We start from the raw sequence: 16,989 nt of genomic DNA, 5'->3' as shown, positions 1-16,989 counted from the left end.
ATTGCCCTATCTCGCTCGGACGCTCCAGCCGTGCTGGGCATCAGACACGGTTCCAGGTGACTTCACGTCGGTCACCCAAATCTCCAGTCCATTGGCACCCGGTCGTTGACGCTTTTGCGGAAACCACGGCCGGTTCGGGTCGACGGCAATCAGCATGCCTTCATCATTGCCGATCGCGGCAAAGCTGGACGAGGCTGGCCCCACCGTTCCGACACCGAACGTCCAAGCCGCCTCGGCCACCATGCCCTCGACATCATCGGAGGGAACGCCGACCTCGCTCAGGCAGGACAGGTCAGCGCCGCTGAACGGTCGCTTGTCCGCAGGATGGATCAGCCTGCGGCGGCCGATCAATTCGAGCACGGCATTGTCGGGGCCGTCGAAGTAGATCGACTTCGATTGCCAATCTCCTTCAAGGGCAAAGCACGCGTCTCCACCCGGCTCCTTTTGGAGCAATGTCCGCCCCTCCAGCCAAGCGACGGCCATGTCAAAACGCGCAAAGGGGACGTTGAAGGCCAGGTGCACGCCGTGTGGCGCTCCCTCAGCGGCCGGGATCAGCTGGATTTCGCTCCAGCCCACCTGGATGGAGTTCCCGGCCGTCGGCAGTTCGAGGACATCGCGAAAGAAGGCAGCACTATTGGCGACGTCCGATGCCGGCAGAATTAATCTGGAGATGTGCATGAAGTCCGATCCGTCACATGGCAATTGGCTCTATCGGACAAGTTCATAAGACCTCAACTTAAGTTGAGGTCAAGACGCTTCCCCATCCTGGACCACGGAAAGCCGGATTTTCTGTTTCGAACCTCACCACAACGGGCCCAAACAGACAGGCCGAGCCTGATCGGGGTACGGCCTCCCCGACGAAGCGACGCTCGTCACAGCAGCAACAGCTTCTTCAGCACCGAAAACACTTCCTTGTAAGGCAGCCTTGTCGCGCCGGCGACGGCGAAGGGAATGAGAGCGGCGGCGGCGACCGGCACGACGGCGTCGCGGCTGATGAGCATGGTCGAAAGCTTCTTGGTCGCGTCGAACAGTTTGCCGGGGTCGGCCACGTCGTCGTCGGGTTCCTCGGTCGCGTCGGCTGCCACGTTGCGGCCGAGCACCTTGCGCTCTGCTGCGCGCTGGAAGCGGGTCGCCTGCACGCCGAACATCAGCAGCCCGGTTTCCTTCAGCCGTGCCAGCGGCTTGGAAAAGGCCGACAACGGATAGGCGAAGAAGGCGATCACGATCGCCAGCCACCCGCTCATGATCATGCTGAACGTCGTCATCGACAGCGTCTCCTGCAGCAGGTGCTTCATGACCGCTGCCGCGATCGCCGCGCTCATGCCGAAGACGAAGAACATGTAGGCGTTCGGATATTGCGACAGAAAGCCGAGGCCACCCTTGCCATCGGGATGGGCGGCGACGAGACGAAGCTCCAGTTGAGCGATCTTGCGCAAAAGTCGCGCCCAGACGAGGTGCCGCCATACGCCGCGCAGGAACAGGAAGACGAAGAGCGGTAGGCTGACGCAGATCGACCACCATCCGGCAGCGGTAATCCTGTTGCCCTCGGCCGAGTGCTCGACGGCCCAGAACGAGACGTCTGTCGTATGGAAGTTCAGGAAGGAAAGCAGCGCCGCGACCGCGGCGAGTGCCAGGCAGACGGTTTCCGCCAGCCCGGAATCGCGTTGTTTCAGCGCGTTGGAAATCGCGCGCGCGGCTGATGGCATCGAGGTCGGAGCGATGAGCGGCGCGCGCGAAAACTGTCCGAGCTTGATGCGAAGGCCCCGCTCGACCTGCTGTTCGGCCAGCACAAAAGCGGCAATCGCGACGAAGAACTTTGCCCACACGCCCGGATCGGTCAGATAGGCGCCCTGGCTATGGTCGAGCGACAGGCTGCCGGGCAGGCCAAGCAGAAAGGGAACGCCCCAGGCAAGCGCGACGAAAAGCAAAGCCCGCTTTCCCGACTGCAGCGCGTTCGCACGCAACAGCTTCAGCCTTGCCTGCAGCTCGAAGAACGGGCCGCCATGGGACGCGAGGTACTCGGCGATCCTTCCCTGCCGAGCTGCCGGCGCGGCATCCGCCGCGTCGCCGCCGGATGCCTTGGCGCCTGGGTCCGCTCCGCTCATGGCGCTCAATCCTCCACGACCTGCCAGTTGTCGTTGGGATTGAACTGCCGGATCCCTTCAGCAACGCTCTCGGTCTTGTCGCCCAGATCGGCCTGGTAGACGGTGCCGTTGCGGTTGACGACGAAGGTGTGGACGCCCGTTGCGCCATATTTCACCGGCCAGGCGACCAGAGCGAAGCCCGCAATCATGTTGCCGTTGATGATGTAGTCGAACTTGCCGCCGGCGATGTTGTCGCCCTGGCTCGTCAGCACGCGGTAGCGATAGCCGAAATAGCCCTTGCCGGCCTGGGCCCTGGCAAGCACTGCGCCATCGGCGAGCGCTTCACCCGCAGGGCTCTGTGGCTGGCCCTCGCCCGCGGGCCAGTAGAGCCCGTCGGTCTTGCCCTCGCTGCTGATCAGCTTCTGCGCGTATTCGAGCACGCCGTCGCCGTCATGATCTTCCTGCGCATATTCCTCCTGCGCCTCGACATAGGCGCGGACCGTCGCGATCGTGTCGAGTTCGTTGCGGCCGACCAGGCGATTGGCGATCTCCTCGAGACCGGTATAGGTGTCGAAGGCCCATTTTCCGTCGTCGCCCTTGGCAATCGGGAACGGGAAGGGCCAGAGCACCTCGCCGATCTCCAGTACCTTTCGGTTTTCGACGTCCTGTACGGCCACCTTCTTCTTTACGCCCGCCTGGATATCGGCGTAGGCGTCCATCACCCCGTCGCTGGTCTTGGCCTTGGCCGCATCCAGCCCCACCAGGTTCGCGAGCTTGTCGAAATCGCCCGAACCAACGGCGGCCTTGAACGCATCGATTGCCTGTTCCGGTGTGTCGAACGCCGGCGGATCGCTTGCGGCCGCATAGTCGGAGAGCGGCGTGTGCGCCGCGGGATCCTGCGCAGAAGCGACCGTCGCCGAGCCGCTGGCGAGCACGGCGGCTGCAAAGGAAGACAGGAGCAGATTATGTACGCGCTTGGTCATTTTCGTTCTCCTCCCTTGAGTTACCGGTGCCGTCCGCCGCCGCCGCCACCACCACGCCTGATCTCACGGTGCGGCTGGCCACCGCCGCGCTGGCCGCCACCAAGCGCCTGGCGGCCGCGGTCCGACTGCATCTTGGTCACCCGTCCGCTCTGGACCTGACCAAGGGCGGATGGTTTTCCGCCACCGCCACGATCGATCTTGCCGCCCGGCTTCGGCTTGGCGACCTGGCGATCGGCCCGGGCCGCCGGCTTGGCATTGCCGATCTTGTCGCCCTGAGGTCTCTGCTTGACCTGGTTGCCCGGTTTGCGGTCGCCAGGAGCTGCGTTGGTTCGCCCGAGATTTTCCCGCTGGCGCGCCTCGACCTTGCTCTTGCGGACATCGTCGACCGATATCCGGCTACCGGATCTATTTGCCGCCGCGCCGATCTCGTTGGTGCGGGCCACCTTCGCCCGGTTGGCGATGTTGTTGCCTTTCGCGGACTTGAAGTCCCGCTCCATGGAGGTGCGATCGATCTTGGCGAACTGGTTCTTGTCGAAGCTGATCTTGCTGCGGTCGACATTTTTCCAGTCGACGTCGTTGAATTTCACCTTGCCGTTGATGTTGTTGAAGCAATTGTCGCAGTCGATATCGACATCGCCGCCGTTCCAGCGCCCGCCCCAGACGCCCCAGTCGTCCCAGTCGACGACCGCGGCAAAGGCAGCCCCCGTGACCACGCCGGCAAAGAAGGTCGCCGTCGGATAGTAGTAGTTCGGATAGGGCTCGGGATAATAGGCGATCGGGGCCGGCTGATAGCCTGGATCATAGAGCATCTGCGGCTCGTATTGGGGGACGTAGATTTTCTCCGGATTGGCGGCCTGGATCACGACGTTGTCGTTTTCCTGCTTCACCACCACCTTGTCGTCCGACTTGATGACGCCGTCGGCGACGGCCTTGTCGCGCAATTGCTGGATGGCGACGAGCACGTCCTTCTGCTGATAGGCGAGCGCGTCGCTGAGCGACTGGGTCCAGTCGAGGTCGTCGCTCATCATCTTTACGATCTGAGGATAGTTCAGAAGCGAGACGATGCTGCCGTCCCAGCTGTCCTTCGGCTTCATGTCCTTCTTGGTCTGCGAAACCTCGAGGAAGCGCTCGGCCTCGACGATCTGCAGCGGGTAGAGCGAGGCAGAGGTCACGAGTGCGACGAGTTCGTCGGGATAGAGCGCAATGCGCGCGACGAGGACCTCGAGCTCATCTTCGCTGAGCGGTTGCGGCGCCTCTTCGGTCGCCGCCTGGGCGGCGGCCTGCTCCTGCGCCAGCGCAGTGCCCACCGCAAACGAACCCGTCAGCAAGGCAAGCAACGCCACCGTTGGCGCACGCAAAGAACGAGGTCGGTCGAACATGGTCTCTCCTATCCAGGCACAACGATCAACAAACGAGCCCGGGAGATCCCCCGGCTTGGACGTCACGGCGCCGGCCATACGCGGCCGGCGGGGCAATCGCGAGAATTCCCATTCGCTGTCATCGACTTCCCCTTCCGCAAGACGGACGCTTGCGTGGAGAACCTGGTCGCTTGTCAGAAAGCCGAATGGGACAATCAGGAAGAGCGGCATGAGCACCGGCAGCCAGCTGGCCAGCTGCCGGTGAATTTTAGACATGAGAAACAGAACGCCCGGCAATTGCAACCGGAAAATGAGGACGTTCGTGCGCGCACGCCGTCTTTGCTTGCGCGAGAGCCGGGCCGAAGCCCGTGCCCGCCAGCCGCGAACGTCCCGGATCAAGGGCGGTCGGCATCGGCTCCGAGCATCATTTCAGGCTGCCGTCGCCGCTTCGATCCGCGGTCTTGAAATCCGCCATCACCCGATCAAGAAACTCGTTCCGGCTGATCTTGCCGTCACTGTTGGTATCCGTGGCGGCAAACTGCTGAGCGTTCAGCGCCTGCTTCGTCTCGTCGGACGTAAGATTTCCGTCCTTGTTCTTGTCGAGATTGTCGAAGGCGCTCGCCATGAAGGCCTCGTACTCGGACCGCTCGACCGCGCCGTCCTTGTCGCTGTCGAGCGCGCTCATCTGTCCCTGGTTCATCGTCGCAGCTTGCTGCGCGATCGCCGGTGTGATCTGGCCGAGCGCAAGCACGCTCATGAGAACGATTTTCTTCATTCTGCTCTGTTCCTCGATCAATAATAGCGGCATGTCAGCGCGTTGCCGGCAGCAGCGCCGAGTGTCGCTCCACCACCAACGGCCCATAGCTGACCGGTGCCTGAACCAATGGTCGAGCCGATCAGGCCGCCGACAATGGCCCCACCAACGGTTCCGGCAATGCAGCCGAATTCGTTGCCGGTCGAACCGCTCTTGGACATATAGGCCGATTGGCACCCCGATAAGGCTAGGGCGCCGGCAAGAACGATAGTTATGGTCTGCTTGCTCATCTTATCCTCCAATATGGCCGTCTGATTGCAATAGAGATCGGCGGAGGCGCCATTGAGTGGCGTCGGATGTAAATAAGCTTCCGAATATTCTCCCGGAATCGGGGGAGACTCTTCTGTTGGATCAGAAGCAGCTCGCGGATTAGACATATTAGACATGCAGTCTGGCAACAACAGGGCCTTGAACTGCCGGCGAATACTACGCCCGAGAACCCCCGATGACAACGGACAGCGTGATTTTGTAGAGCGCACGGCGCCGGCGCCCCTCCCCGCCGCCCTTTCGGCCTCTGGAATCGTCTCCCGCGCGGCGACATCTCACCTTAGATTTTCTAGGGTCTCCCTCGAAATATCGTCATTTGTGCCGTCGGGCCGGGCGGTCTAGCTCTTTGCCGTCCCGTTGGGCACTTCTTGCAGGGTCTCCATGGCCTGGCGGGACATGGGCCGGCAAAGCGCCAGCTCGGACCCGACACAGCATCTCCGACCGTGGCCGGCGACCCTCCCACACCGCGCCACCGACAGCATACCTATCGAGAGAGAACACATCGAATGGATAGAATGGCGACAATTAAATTAGGTCTTTCTACTGCAATCCTTGCGACCCTGGCGTCCAGCGCCTTCGCCGAAGGCGGCGAGCGGGCGCAGATTGCCGCTGCCGTGGACAAGGCGATCCGCCCTATCATGCGCGAACACAAGGTGCCGGGCATGGCCGTCGCCGTCACCGTTGAAGGCCGGCACTACTTCCTGAACTACGGCGTCGCTTCCAAGGAAACGAACGCACCGGTTACCGAGAATACGCTGTTTGAACTGGGCTCGATCAGCAAGGCCTTCGCCGCGACACTGGCGTCCTATGCGCAGGTCACCGGCAAGCTCTCCTTCGACGATCATCCCGGCAAGTACATCCCGGCCTTTGCGGGCACGCCGATCGACAAGGCGACCCTCCTGCATCTTGCCACCTATACGGCTGGCGGGCTGCCGTTGCAGTTTCCCGATGCGGTCAAGAGCGACGCCGACATGGTCGGCTATTTCAGCACATGGAAACCGGAGGCCAAGCCCGGCAAGACGCGTCGCTATTCCAACCCGAGCATCGGCCTCTTCGGCCACACCGCGGCATTGGCGATGGGCGGCAGCTTCAGCGCGGTTCTCGAAAGCGAGATCTTTCCCAAGCTCGGCCTGAAGCACAGCTATGTCCGCGTTCCCGATAGCCAGATGGGCAGCTACGCCTGGGGCTACGGCAAGGCCGACAAGCCAATTCGCGTCACCGCCGGTACGTTCGACGCGGAGGCCTATGGCGTAAAGTCATCGGCGATAGACATGGTCCGCTTCGTCGAAACCAACATCCAGCCTGAACTTCTCGACGGCGCGATCCGCAAGGCGGTCGAAGGCACCCATGTCGGATATTTCGACAGCGGCAAGATGGTGCAGGGGCTGGGCTGGGAACAATACCCCTACCCCGTTTCGCTGGAGCGGCTGCTCGACGGCAATTCGCGCGACATGGCCCTGAAAAGCAACCCGGTCAAGGCATTGGATCCCCCGAAGCGCCCCGATGGCTCGACGCTCTACAACAAGACCGGCTCCACCAACGGCTTCGGCGGCTATGTCGCCTTCGTACCGGAGAAGAAGATCGGCATCGTGCTGCTTGCCAACCGCAACTACCCGAACCCCGAGAGGATCAAGGCTGCCCACGCGATCCTGAAGTCGCTGGAAGCGGCGGCGAAGTAACGGCAGATCGCCCGCGTCGGTTTCGTGTCGCGGCAAGCCCGCGACACGGGAAACGACATCCATCAACAACTCTGTAGCGAATCTTCAATCAGCGCCTGCTTGCATATTGACGCCGAGTATTGTCATCTGCATTTCGCGAAAGCGCGATCAGATGCAGTCGAGTTCAGGCGTATGTGGGGATGCCGATGTTCGAATGGGTGGGAGTTCAGGGTTCGTTACATCGGGGAGGCGCAGGCAGGGGGCGGACAATGTTCGTGCTTGCTGCGCTGACGCTGCTTGCCGGCTGCGGCGGCCATGCCAAGGGTGTGATGGCGCCCGTCGCACTCACCACTCCGGTCCCGGGCGCATCCACCGTCGACATGCTTGTCGCAACCACGCGCGAACCCTCCGGCGATCCGGCAACGCTCTTTTCCGGCGAGCGCGACGCCAATACCTTCCTTACCGACGTCGCGGTTTCGATCCCGCCGGAAACGGCACGCAAGTCGGGCACGGTGCAATGGCCGCGCAAGCTGCCGCCGGATCCGGCCAAGGAATTCGCCGTCACGCGGGTGAACGAGCTCAAGTCGCTCGATGAAGCCAAGTCCTGGTTCCTGCAGCACGATGTCGGCGGCAATGCCTTCGTCTTCGTGCACGGCTTCAACAATCGCTACGAGGATTCGGTCTACCGGCTGGCGCAGATCGTGCATGACTCGGAGGTCCAGGCAACGCCGGTTCTCTTCACCTGGCCTTCGCGCGCCAACGTGTTCGACTACAACTACGACAAGGAAAGCACGAACTATTCGCGCACGGCGCTCGAAGACATTCTGAAAAAGCTATCCGACGCGCCGAAGATCAAAAGCATAACCATCCTCGCCCATTCCATGGGTACCTGGCTGACGATGGAATCGCTCCGGCAGATGGGCATCCGCGACGGCAACGTGCCGTCCAAGATCGAGAACGTCATCCTCGCCTCGCCCGATATCGATCTCGATGTCTTCGCCAAGCAGTTTGTCGAGATGGGCAAGAAACGGCCGAAGTTCACCATCTTCGTTTCGCAGGACGACCGCGCCTTGGCGCTTTCGAGCTTCATCTCGGGCGACGTTTCACGCCTTGGCGCAATCGACCCGTCGGCAGAGCCTTATCGCACTCAGCTTGAAAGGGCCGGCATCACTGCCATCGATTTGACAAAGGTTAAGTCTGAGGACGGCCTGCACCACGGAAAGTTTGCGGAAAGCCCCGAGATCGTCCAGCTCATCGGCACGCGGCTCGCCACGGGGCAGACGCTCACAGATTCCGATATCTCGGTTGGAACCGGCATTGCCGCGGTCGTCGCCGGCACGGCGAGAAACGTCGGCAACGTCGCGGCCGTGACGGTCTCGGCGCCTGTGTCGATCCTCGAAAACCCGCAGCCGGCGAAGAAGAAGAAGGTGGTCGTCGGAGACACGCTCGCAACCGACATGCCGACGCCGGTGAAGATAAAATAAGGGCTTGGCGGCAGCCCGCCGTCAGCCCTCGTCGCCGACGAAGCGATAGCCGACGCCCGGCTCCGTACGGATGATCTTCGGATCGGCCGGATCGCGCTCGATCTTGCCGCGCAGCTGGCCGATGAAGACGCGCAGATAATGCAGGTCTTCGCCGTGCGCGACGCCCCAGACCGAGGTAAGCAGCGTCTTGTGGGTGACGACACGGCCGGCGTGATGCGCCAGCATCACCAGGAGGTCGTATTCCTTTGGCGTCAGCCGGACGGGCTCGCCGTCCTTCGTCACCACCCGCTTGATCGTGTCGATCGAAACACCATCGGCGGAAAGCTGCGTCTGGCCGCCTTCCATCTGCACCCGGTGGCGAAGGGCCGCACGGATGCGGGCCGTCAGTTCGCCGATACCGAAGGGCTTTTCGATGTAGTCGTCGGCGCCGAGATCGAGTGCTGCGATCTTTTCGCTTTCCCGGTCGCGGGCCGACAGGATGATGATCGGCACCTGCGACCAGCCGCGCAGGTTGGCGATGACCTCCTTGCCATCCATATCTGGCAGGCCGAGATCGAGGATGACGACATCCGGCGCCATCGTCGCTGCCGCCTTCAGCGCCTCGGCGCCGGTCATCGCCTCACGAACGTCATAGCCGGCAGCACTCAGCGCGGGTTTCAGGAAACGCTGGATCTGGGGTTCGTCGTCGACGACGAGGATACGCTCCACGCTCATGCACGGTCCTTTTCGGAGATTTCAGCCTTGGCGGCGGGAAAGCGCATGGAAATGCGCGTGCCGCGGCGGCGAAGCGCCGGGCTTTCCGCCTTGATCTGCCCGCCCATCGCCTCGACAAAGCCCTTGGCGATCGACAGTCCCAGCCCCGTTCCCGGCGTACGGCCGTCCGCCTTGCCGCGGCGGAAGAATTTCTCGAAGACCTGCTCGAGGTCCCGCGGCGGAATACCCTTGCCGAGGTCAGTCACCGACAGCACGATCTCGTTGCCGTCGGTACGGGCATAGATGCTGATCGGCTCTTCGCCGCCATATTTGTTGGCATTGTCCAGCAGGTTGAAGAGCACCTGGCCAAGCAGCACGCTGTCGCCCCGCATCAGGGGCAAGTCAGGGGCGATGCTGGTTTCGATCTCGCGCTCGGGAAAATATTTGCGAGCGCGATCGACCGCCGCCCGCACCACGTCGGCGACATCGATCCAATCGCGCTTGGCATTGACGGTACCGGCCTCGATGCGCGTCATGTCGAGCAGGTTGGCGACAAAGCGCGTCAGCCGACCGCCCTCCTCCTCGATCGACTGCAACAGGTCGTCGCGGCTTTCCGGCGGCATGCGATCACCGAGCTGGCGCAAGCTGGTGACGGCGCCGGTGATGGTCGCAAGTGGTGTTCTCAGATCGTGCGAAATGGATGAAAGAAGGGCAGCGCGGAAGCGCTCGCCTTCGAGCTTTGCGGCCTGGTCGAGGCTTTCGCGTGACAGGCGGGCGCGGTCGACGGCGATCGCCGTCTGGTCGAGGATCGCGGCGAGCGCCCGCTCCTCGTTGATCTCCAGTGGCTTGTCGGCCTGGACGAAGCCGCAGACGCCAACGACGCCGTGCGGGCTCGTCAGCGGCCGGAAATGGAAAGGGCTGTTCGGCAGGGTTCCCGTGCCGTTGCCGGCTGGCTCGCGTTTGTCCATCGCCCAACGCGCCGCCATGATGTCGGTGACGTCGAGCTCGGTGTCCGGCGGCCAGGCGGCTTTCAGCTGCAGGTCTCCGTCCTCAGGCAGAAGCAGCGCTGAACTGCGTTTCAGCGTCGACTGCATCTGCGTCACCGCCGCCCAGAGCACGTCGTCGGCCTTGGCGGTGCCTGAAAGCTTGCGCGAAAAATCATAGAGCGCCTGAGTCGCGGCGGCGCGCTGGCGGGCGGTCTTTGCCTGCTCCCGTACCCGCGATGCCAGGCTGCCGGCAAGGGCTGCGGCAGCGAGGAAGACGACGAGCGCAAAAACCTCGTGCGGCTCGGCGATGGTGAAGGTGCCGGTCGGTTTGATGAAAAAGAAGTTGTAGGCGAGCACCGAAAAAAGTGCTGCCGCGATTGCCGCGATGTGACCGGCATAGGTCGCCGAGGCCAGCACCGCGAGCAGATAAAGCAACGAGATGTTGGGCAGGACGACGAAACGGCCAAGCAGCAAGCCGACGGCGGTCGAGACGACGACCGACCCGGCGGCGATGCCGATCGCGCGCCCACTTCCCGGCGGCAGCGTCCGTTTCATCTTCGTTCGCCGTTTGACGGGCACCGTCTCGCGATCGGTCACAAGGTGAATGCCGATGCCGGACACGCGCTCGGCCAAGGCGTCGGGAAGCGACTGGCGAAACAGCCGCATCGGGAACGGCTGGCGGCGCGCGCCGATGACGATCTGCGTCGCGTGTTCCCGGCGCGCGAGCTTCAGGATTTCCTCGACGAAGTCGTTGCCGATAATACGGCGCGTCTCGGCGCCGAGCTGTTCAGCAAGACGGAAGGTTTCGTCGAGCCGGCGCACGTCTTCGCCATCGCCGCTCTCGCGGTCGGCGCGCTCGATGAAGACGACGATCCAGGGGGCATTCAATCCTTCGGCGAGCCGGCTTGCCGTGCGCACGACCTTTTCGGACAACGGGTCCGAACCAATGCAGACGAGCAGCCGCTCGCCGCTTGCCCAGATGCCTTCGATGGCGTTCTGCTTGAGATAGTCGACCATCTGGTCGTCGACCCGGTCGGCTGTCCGCCTAAGCGCCAGTTCGCGCAGTGCCGTCAGGTTGCCGAGGCGGAAGAAGCGGTCGACGGCGCGCTGTGCGCTGTCGGGCAGATAAACCTTGCCCTCCTTCAGCCGCTCGATGAGCTCGGCCGGCGACAGATCCACAAGTAGTACGTCATCAGCGCGCTTCAATACGGTATCCGGCACCCGTTCGCGCACGGGTACACCGGTGATCTGGGCGACGATATCCGAGAGGCTTTCGAGATGCTGGATGTTGAGCGCCGTCCAGACATCGATGCCGGCGGCGATCAGTTCCTCAACATCCTGATAGCGCTTGGGGTGCCGGCTTTCGGCCGGATTGCTGTGGGCCAATTCGTCGACGACGATGATCCGGGGACGCCGCGCGAGGGCCGCATCCAGGTCGAACTCGGAAAGCATTCGGCCGCGATGGTTCACATCGCGGCGCGGCAATATCTCCAATCCGTCAATGAGCGCAGCGGTCTCGCTGCGCCCGTGCGTCTCGACCAGCCCAACGACGATATCGACACCGTCATCCTTCAGCCGGCGGGCCCGCGACAACATCGCATAGGTCTTGCCGACGCCGGGAGCGGCGCCGAGGAATACGGTCAGTTTTCCCCGGCGGTCCTGCGCGGCAAGCGCCAGCAGTGCGTCTGGGTCCGGGCGACCTTTGGCGTCGCGTTCACTGTCGGGCATGCATTGTCTCAGGCGTGATCGATTCTAATAGCTTAGAGCGGGATGCGGGCGGAAAACCGCAAGTACTTTTCCTCATCCCGCTCTAGGTTCGAGGCGCATCAAGGGCCAGGTTGAGTTCTAGCACATTGACGCGCGGCTCGCCTACGACCCCGAACAGCCGATCCTCCGTCGCCTTGGCGACCAGGGCGGCAACATCCGCTTGGCTCAAGCCCCGCGCCTTGGCGACGCGGGCGACCTGGGCTTCGGCGAAGGCCGGCGTGATATGCGGGTCGAGCCCGGAACCTGACGTGGTTGCCGCATCCGCCGGAATTTCCCCCGCAAGGCCGGCAGCTTTCAGGCGCTCGACATCGGCTGCGACACGATCCCTGAGCTTGACCGAGGTGGTACCGAGGTTGGAGCCGCTCGAAGCCCCCGCGTTATAGGCGTCCGGACCGGTCGCGGAGGGCCGCGGCCAGAAGTATTTGTCGGATGTGAAGTTCTGGCCGATGAGGGCGGAGCCGATGAGGGTGCCGTCCTTTTCGATCAGGCTGCCATTTGCCTGCGCGGGCATCAGCACCTGCGACGCGCCGGTGATCGCAAAGGGATAGGCAAGGCCGGTGATCGCGGTCAGTAGCACGATCATGACGATGGCGGGGCGAAGTTGGTTCAGCATGGTTACACCAGATTGAGTGCGTTGACGGCGAGGTCGACGAGCTTGATGCCGGCAAAGGGCAGGACAATGCCGCCGAGGCCGTAGACAGCCAAGTTGCGGCGCAGAAGGGCAGCCGCACCGACCGGCCGGTACTTGACGCCCTTCAGCGCCAGCGGGATCAGCGCGACGATGATGAGCGCGTTAAAGATCACCGCCGAGAGGATCGCCGATTGCGGCGAGGCGAGGCCCATGACGTTGAGCGCGGCAAGGGCCGGATAGGTGGTGATGAACAGCGCCGGGATGATGGCGAAGTACTTGGCCACGTCGTTGGCGATCGAAAACGTCGTCAGCGACCCGCGGGTCATCAGCAGCTGCTTGCCGATCTCGACGATCTCGATGAGCTTCGTCGGACTGGAATCGAGGTCCACCATGTTGGCGGCCTCGCGGGCGGCCTGGGTCCCCGTCTGCATGGCGACGCCGACATCGGCCTGGGCGAGTGCCGGCGCGTCGTTGGTGCCGTCGCCGCACATGGCGATCAGGCGGCCGCCCTGCTGCTCCTTGCGGATATAGCCAAGCTTGTCCTCCGGGGTGGCTTCGGCAAGGAAGTCGTCGACGCCGGCTTCGGACGCGATGGCGGCAGCGGTCACCGGGTTGTCGCCGGTGACCATCACCGTGCGGATGCCCATGGCGCGAAGAGCGGCGAAGCGCTCCTTGATGCCGGGCTTCACCACATCCTTCAGATGGATGACGCCGAGCAGGCGCGGACCGTCGGCAACCGCAAGCGGCGTGCCGCCGGTGCGGGCCACCTGGTCGACGGCGCGGCGAAACTCGTTCGGCACGTTCTCGTCGCGGATACCGGTGAACTTCAGGATCGAGTCGACGGCGCCCTTGCGCAGCCGGCGGCCGCCGAAGTCGACGCCCGAAAGCCTCGTTTCCGCAGCGAAGGGAATGACCGCGTCGATCCGGGTCGCGCCGGCCCGGCTTGCGCCGCCGCCGACGGCGATCGCCAGGACCTCGCCCTTGTCGGACGCGGGCAGCGACACATCCGGCGTCTGGCGGCCAAATTCACCGGTGGCAAGCGCCGCGATCGAGCGGCCCTCAGGCGTTTCGTCGGCAAGGCTTGCAAGCAGTGCCGCATCGGCAAGCTCGGCCTCGGTAACGCCGGGCACCGGCATGAAGTCGGCCGCCATGCGGTTGCCGAAGGTGATGGTGCCTGTCTTGTCGAGCAGCAGCGTATCGACGTCGCCGGCAGCCTCGACAGCGCGGCCGGAGGTGGCGATGACGTTGAAGCGCACCAGACGGTCCATGCCGGCGATGCCGATGGCTGAAAGCAGGCCACCGATCGTGGTCGGAATCAGGGTGACGAGCAGGGCTGCGAGCACGGTGACCGAGAGCACGGTACCGGAATAGCCGGCGAGCCCCCAGAGCGTGACGACGGCCACCAGGAAGATCAGCGTCAGGCCCGAAAGCAGGATCGACAGGGCGATCTCGTTCGGGGTCTTCTGGCGCTGCGCGCCCTCGATCAGCGCGATCATGCGGTCGACGAAAGTGTCGCCGGGTGCCACGCCGATGCGGATCTTGATCCAGTCGGACAGCACCTGCGTGCCGCCTGTGACAGCCGAGCGGTCGCCACCGGATTCACGGATGACGGGCGCCGATTCACCGGTGATGGCGCTCTCGTTGACAGAGGCGACACCCTCGACGACTTCGCCATCGCCGGGGATCAGTTCGCCGGCCTCGACGAGCACGAGGTCGCCGACCTTCAGCGATGTCGCCGGGATCGTCCGGGTCTCGCGGCCTTCGTCGGCAACGAGCTTGCGGGCCGTCAGTTCGGACTTGGTGCGGCGCAGGCTGTCGGCCTGGGCCTTGCCGCGGCCTTCGGCGACGGCTTCGGCAAAGGTGGCAAAAAGCACCGTGAACCACAGCCAGGCGGCGATCTGGCCGGAGAACAGCGGGCTGCCTGTGCCGGTGGCGATGTCGCGCACGAAGAGACCGGTGACCACGGCTGCGACCACTTCGGTGACGAAGATCACCGGATTGCGCACGAGCTGGCGCGGGTCGAGCTTGATGAACGCCGCCTTGATCGCCGGCAGCAGGATCGCCGGGTCCAGAAGACTGGGTGCGATAGGTTTGGAAGACATGTGTCGAATTCCTTTAGAAGGTCTGACCGGCAAGCATCGAGAGATGCTCGACGATGGGACCGAGCGCGAGCGCCGGGAAGAATTGCAGCCCGCCGAGAATGAGGATGATGCCGACAAGCAGGCCGACGAAGAGCGGCGTGTCGGTCGGGAAGGTACCCTTGGACGCCGGCACGCGGGTCTTCACCGCGATCGAACCGGCGATCGCCATGACCGGAACCGCATAGGCGAAGCGGCCGAGCAGCATCGCGAACCCGAGCGTCGTGTTGTACCAGGGTGTGTTGCCGGTGAGCCCGCCGAAAGCCGAGCCGTTGTTGCCGGCCGCCGACGTGAAGGCATAGAGGATTTCGGACAGGCCGTGCGGGCCCGCCGTGCCGATGCTTGCGACGGCAAAAGGCAGCATCGCGGAGACGGCGGCAAAGCCGAGGATCGTCACCGGCAGAATGAGGACGGCAAACATCGCGTATTTCATCTCGCGGGATTCGATTTTCTTGCCGAGCAGTTCCGGCGTGCGGCCGACCATCAGGCCGGCAACGAAGACGGCGAGGATCGCAAAGACCACCATGCCGTAGAGACCGGACCCGACGCCACCCGGCAGGACTTCGCCAAGCTGCATCAGGAACATCGGCACGAGACCGCCGAGGCCCGTCAGTGAGCCGTGCATGCCGTTGACGCCGCCATCCGACAGACCGGTGGTGACAGCCGCATAGAGCGCCGTCATCGCCTGGCCGAAGCGGACTTCCTTGCCTTCCATGTTGCCCTGGGCGGCATCGAGACCAAGGGCGGTCAGGATCGGGTTGCCGTGGGCTTCCGCCCAGTAGACGACCGCAACGCCTGAGATCAGCAGGATCGCGGTGACGGCGATGAAGGCCCAACCCTGGCGGCGGTTACCGACCATCTGGCCGAAGGTGTAGACGAGCGCCGCCGAGATCGACAACATGGCGAAAATGTTGAGATAGTTGGAGAAGGCCGTCGGGTTCTCGAACGGATGGGCGGCATTGACGTTGAAGAAGCCACCACCATTGGTGCCGAGCTGCTTGATCGCTTCCTGACTGGCGACAGGGCCGAGCGAGATCGTCTGCTTGGCGCCTTCGAGCGTGGTTGCCGACAGATCGGCGTGGAAGGTCTGCGGCAAGCCGGTCCAGACCATGGCAAGGGCCATGACGACGGCGATCGGCAACAGCACGTAGAGCGTCGAACGGGTGAGATCGACCCAGAAGTTGCCGACGGTCGAGGCGTTCGAGCGGGCGAAGGCGCGGGTGACGGCAAGCGCCATGGCGATGCCGGTCGCGGCGGAGACGAAGTTATGCACCGTCAGGCCGGCCATCTGGCTGAAATGGCTGAGCGTGGTTTCGCCACCGTAGTTCTGCCAGTTGGTGTTGGTGACGAAGCTGACCGCCGTGTTGAAGGCGAGATCGGACGGCATGCCCGAGAAGCCCTGCGGGTTCATCGGCAGGTAGGCCTGCAGCCGGAGGATCGCATAGAGCGAGACAAAGCCGGCGAGGCTGAAGGCGAGCATCGACATCGTGTAGGCGAGCCAGCCCTGTTCCTTCTTCGGATCGACACCGGCGGCAAGATAAAGGCCGCTTTCGACGGGACCGAGGACGGGTGAAAAAACGTTGCGTTCACCGGAGAAGACCCGCGCCATATAAAGCCCCAGCGGCTTGATGACGATCAGGACGGCGATGAAGAGGAGGCTGATCTGCAGCCACCCGATGATAGACATGAGATTACTCCGCTAAGGGCGGCCGGACGGCGCAAAGGCGCCCGGCTGATGCGAACGGCCAACGGGTTCGATCCCCGTCAACCGGGTCAGAACCGTTCCGGGCGAACGAGGGTGACGACGAGGTAGGCCGCAAGACCGATGGCGACGGCAAGACCGAGCAGGGCTTCGAACATGACGCCCTCCTAAAGCCGGCTCAGCGCGCGCGCATAAAGCGCGAACACGACAAAGCCGCCGATTCCGGCGGCAAGAAAAAGAACATCGGACATGCAAATTCTCCGGACTGTTGAAGTCCGGATCTTGCGCCCGCAGCGGGTCAATTATCGATTGCGATGGTCGGAAGGAGGCATAAGGAAAAGATAAAGACGCCCGCAAAGATCCGTTCGGGAGCGCGGGAGGCGACCTTCATAGGCGCAGGACCAGTCCGGTATCGGCCTATCTG

General features: G+C 63.5%; 13 protein-coding genes. 2 read left to right on the top strand and 11 right to left on the bottom strand.

What is annotated here, in order from left to right; translation table 11 throughout:
• Window positions 1–6 precede the first annotated feature (6 nt).
• The 6 genes from IB262_RS09465 to IB262_RS09440 form a co-directional block, all read right to left on the bottom strand.
• Entirely contained in the window at window positions 7–678 is a 672-nt protein-coding gene (locus tag IB262_RS09465) for a hypothetical protein (RefSeq protein ID WP_089043227.1), read from the bottom strand.
• A 194-nt stretch (window positions 679–872) separates the two neighbouring features.
• Window positions 873–2,105, bottom strand: a complete 1,233-nt coding sequence (locus tag IB262_RS09460; RefSeq protein ID WP_112974843.1) for a hypothetical protein — start codon at window positions 2,103–2,105, stop codon at window positions 873–875.
• Between the two features lie 5 nt (window positions 2,106–2,110).
• Window positions 2,111–3,067 (bottom strand): DUF2950 domain-containing protein, encoded by a 957-nt coding sequence (locus tag IB262_RS09455; protein WP_034797196.1) that lies wholly within the window; start codon window positions 3,065–3,067, stop codon window positions 2,111–2,113.
• Window positions 3,068–3,087: 20 nt separating this feature from the next.
• A complete protein-coding gene (locus IB262_RS09450; protein WP_112974869.1) occupies window positions 3,088–4,446 on the bottom strand; it encodes a DUF3300 domain-containing protein in 1,359 nt (452 codons plus the stop codon).
• Between the two features lie 403 nt (window positions 4,447–4,849).
• On the bottom strand, window positions 4,850–5,200 hold the full coding sequence (locus IB262_RS09445) for an EF-hand domain-containing protein (RefSeq protein ID WP_060581847.1): 351 nt from the start codon (window positions 5,198–5,200) through the stop codon (window positions 4,850–4,852).
• A 17-nt stretch (window positions 5,201–5,217) separates the two neighbouring features.
• Complete coding sequence (locus IB262_RS09440; protein WP_034797201.1) at window positions 5,218–5,469, bottom strand: glycine zipper 2TM domain-containing protein; 252 nt, start codon at window positions 5,467–5,469, stop codon at window positions 5,218–5,220.
• A gap of 543 nt (window positions 5,470–6,012) precedes the next feature.
• Here IB262_RS09440 and ampC point away from each other — a divergent pair.
• Complete coding sequence (gene ampC / locus IB262_RS09435; RefSeq protein WP_192493523.1) at window positions 6,013–7,185, top strand: class C beta-lactamase; 1,173 nt, start codon at window positions 6,013–6,015, stop codon at window positions 7,183–7,185.
• 248 nt (window positions 7,186–7,433) lie between these two features.
• Window positions 7,434–8,648 (top strand): alpha/beta hydrolase, encoded by a 1,215-nt coding sequence (locus IB262_RS09430; RefSeq protein WP_246802611.1) that lies wholly within the window; start codon window positions 7,434–7,436, stop codon window positions 8,646–8,648.
• 21 nt (window positions 8,649–8,669) lie between these two features.
• On the opposite strand, the gene IB262_RS09425 is transcribed toward IB262_RS09430, so the two are convergent.
• The 5 genes from IB262_RS09425 to kdpA all read right to left on the bottom strand — a co-directional run bounded on the left by IB262_RS09425 (window position 8,670) and on the right by kdpA (window position 16,550).
• A complete protein-coding gene (locus IB262_RS09425; protein ID WP_034797205.1) occupies window positions 8,670–9,362 on the bottom strand; it encodes a response regulator transcription factor in 693 nt (230 codons plus the stop codon).
• Complete coding sequence (locus IB262_RS09420; protein WP_192493522.1) at window positions 9,359–12,055, bottom strand: sensor histidine kinase KdpD; 2,697 nt, start codon at window positions 12,053–12,055, stop codon at window positions 9,359–9,361. The genes IB262_RS09425 and IB262_RS09420 overlap by 4 nt, the downstream gene beginning before the upstream one ends.
• 82 nt (window positions 12,056–12,137) lie before the next feature.
• Window positions 12,138–12,707: a potassium-transporting ATPase subunit KdpC gene (kdpC, locus tag IB262_RS09415; protein WP_060581843.1), complete on the bottom strand. Its 570-nt coding sequence runs from the start codon at window positions 12,705–12,707 to the stop codon at window positions 12,138–12,140.
• Window positions 12,708–12,709: 2 nt separating this feature from the next.
• A complete protein-coding gene (kdpB, locus tag IB262_RS09410) occupies window positions 12,710–14,827 on the bottom strand; it encodes a potassium-transporting ATPase subunit KdpB (protein ID WP_192493521.1) in 2,118 nt (705 codons plus the stop codon).
• Window positions 14,828–14,840: 13 nt separating this feature from the next.
• Window positions 14,841–16,550, bottom strand: a complete 1,710-nt coding sequence (gene kdpA / locus IB262_RS09405; protein ID WP_060522356.1) for a potassium-transporting ATPase subunit KdpA — start codon at window positions 16,548–16,550, stop codon at window positions 14,841–14,843.
• Window positions 16,551–16,989: the final 439 nt, after the last annotated feature.

Origin of the sequence: Ensifer sp. ENS02 (genome assembly GCF_014851885.1) — a bacterium.
In the GTDB taxonomy this organism is placed as follows: domain Bacteria; phylum Pseudomonadota; class Alphaproteobacteria; order Rhizobiales; family Rhizobiaceae; genus Ensifer; species Ensifer adhaerens.
This window is presented reverse-complemented; position numbering and strand designations above follow the sequence as displayed.

Excerpts from the sequence above, each read along its gene's own strand:
- IB262_RS09465 (WP_089043227.1), bottom strand. The coding sequence starts at position 678 with ATGCACATCTCCAGATTAATTCTGCCGGCATCGGACGTCGCCAATAGT.
- IB262_RS09460 (WP_112974843.1), bottom strand. The coding sequence starts at position 2,105 with ATGAGCGGAGCGGACCCAGGCGCCAAGGCATCCGGCGGCGACGCGGCG.
- IB262_RS09455 (WP_034797196.1), bottom strand. The coding sequence starts at position 3,067 with ATGACCAAGCGCGTACATAATCTGCTCCTGTCTTCCTTTGCAGCCGCC.
- IB262_RS09450 (WP_112974869.1), bottom strand. The coding sequence starts at position 4,446 with ATGTTCGACCGACCTCGTTCTTTGCGTGCGCCAACGGTGGCGTTGCTT.
- IB262_RS09445 (WP_060581847.1), bottom strand. The coding sequence starts at position 5,200 with ATGAAGAAAATCGTTCTCATGAGCGTGCTTGCGCTCGGCCAGATCACA.
- IB262_RS09440 (WP_034797201.1), bottom strand. The coding sequence starts at position 5,469 with ATGAGCAAGCAGACCATAACTATCGTTCTTGCCGGCGCCCTAGCCTTA.
- ampC (WP_192493523.1), top strand. The coding sequence starts at position 6,013 with ATGGATAGAATGGCGACAATTAAATTAGGTCTTTCTACTGCAATCCTT.
- IB262_RS09430 (WP_246802611.1), top strand. The coding sequence starts at position 7,434 with ATGTTCGTGCTTGCTGCGCTGACGCTGCTTGCCGGCTGCGGCGGCCAT.
- IB262_RS09425 (WP_034797205.1), bottom strand. The coding sequence starts at position 9,362 with ATGAGCGTGGAGCGTATCCTCGTCGTCGACGACGAACCCCAGATCCAG.
- IB262_RS09420 (WP_192493522.1), bottom strand. The coding sequence starts at position 12,055 with ATGCCCGACAGTGAACGCGACGCCAAAGGTCGCCCGGACCCAGACGCA.
- kdpC (WP_060581843.1), bottom strand. The coding sequence starts at position 12,707 with ATGCTGAACCAACTTCGCCCCGCCATCGTCATGATCGTGCTACTGACC.
- kdpB (WP_192493521.1), bottom strand. The coding sequence starts at position 14,827 with ATGTCTTCCAAACCTATCGCACCCAGTCTTCTGGACCCGGCGATCCTG.
- kdpA (WP_060522356.1), bottom strand. The coding sequence starts at position 16,550 with ATGTCTATCATCGGGTGGCTGCAGATCAGCCTCCTCTTCATCGCCGTC.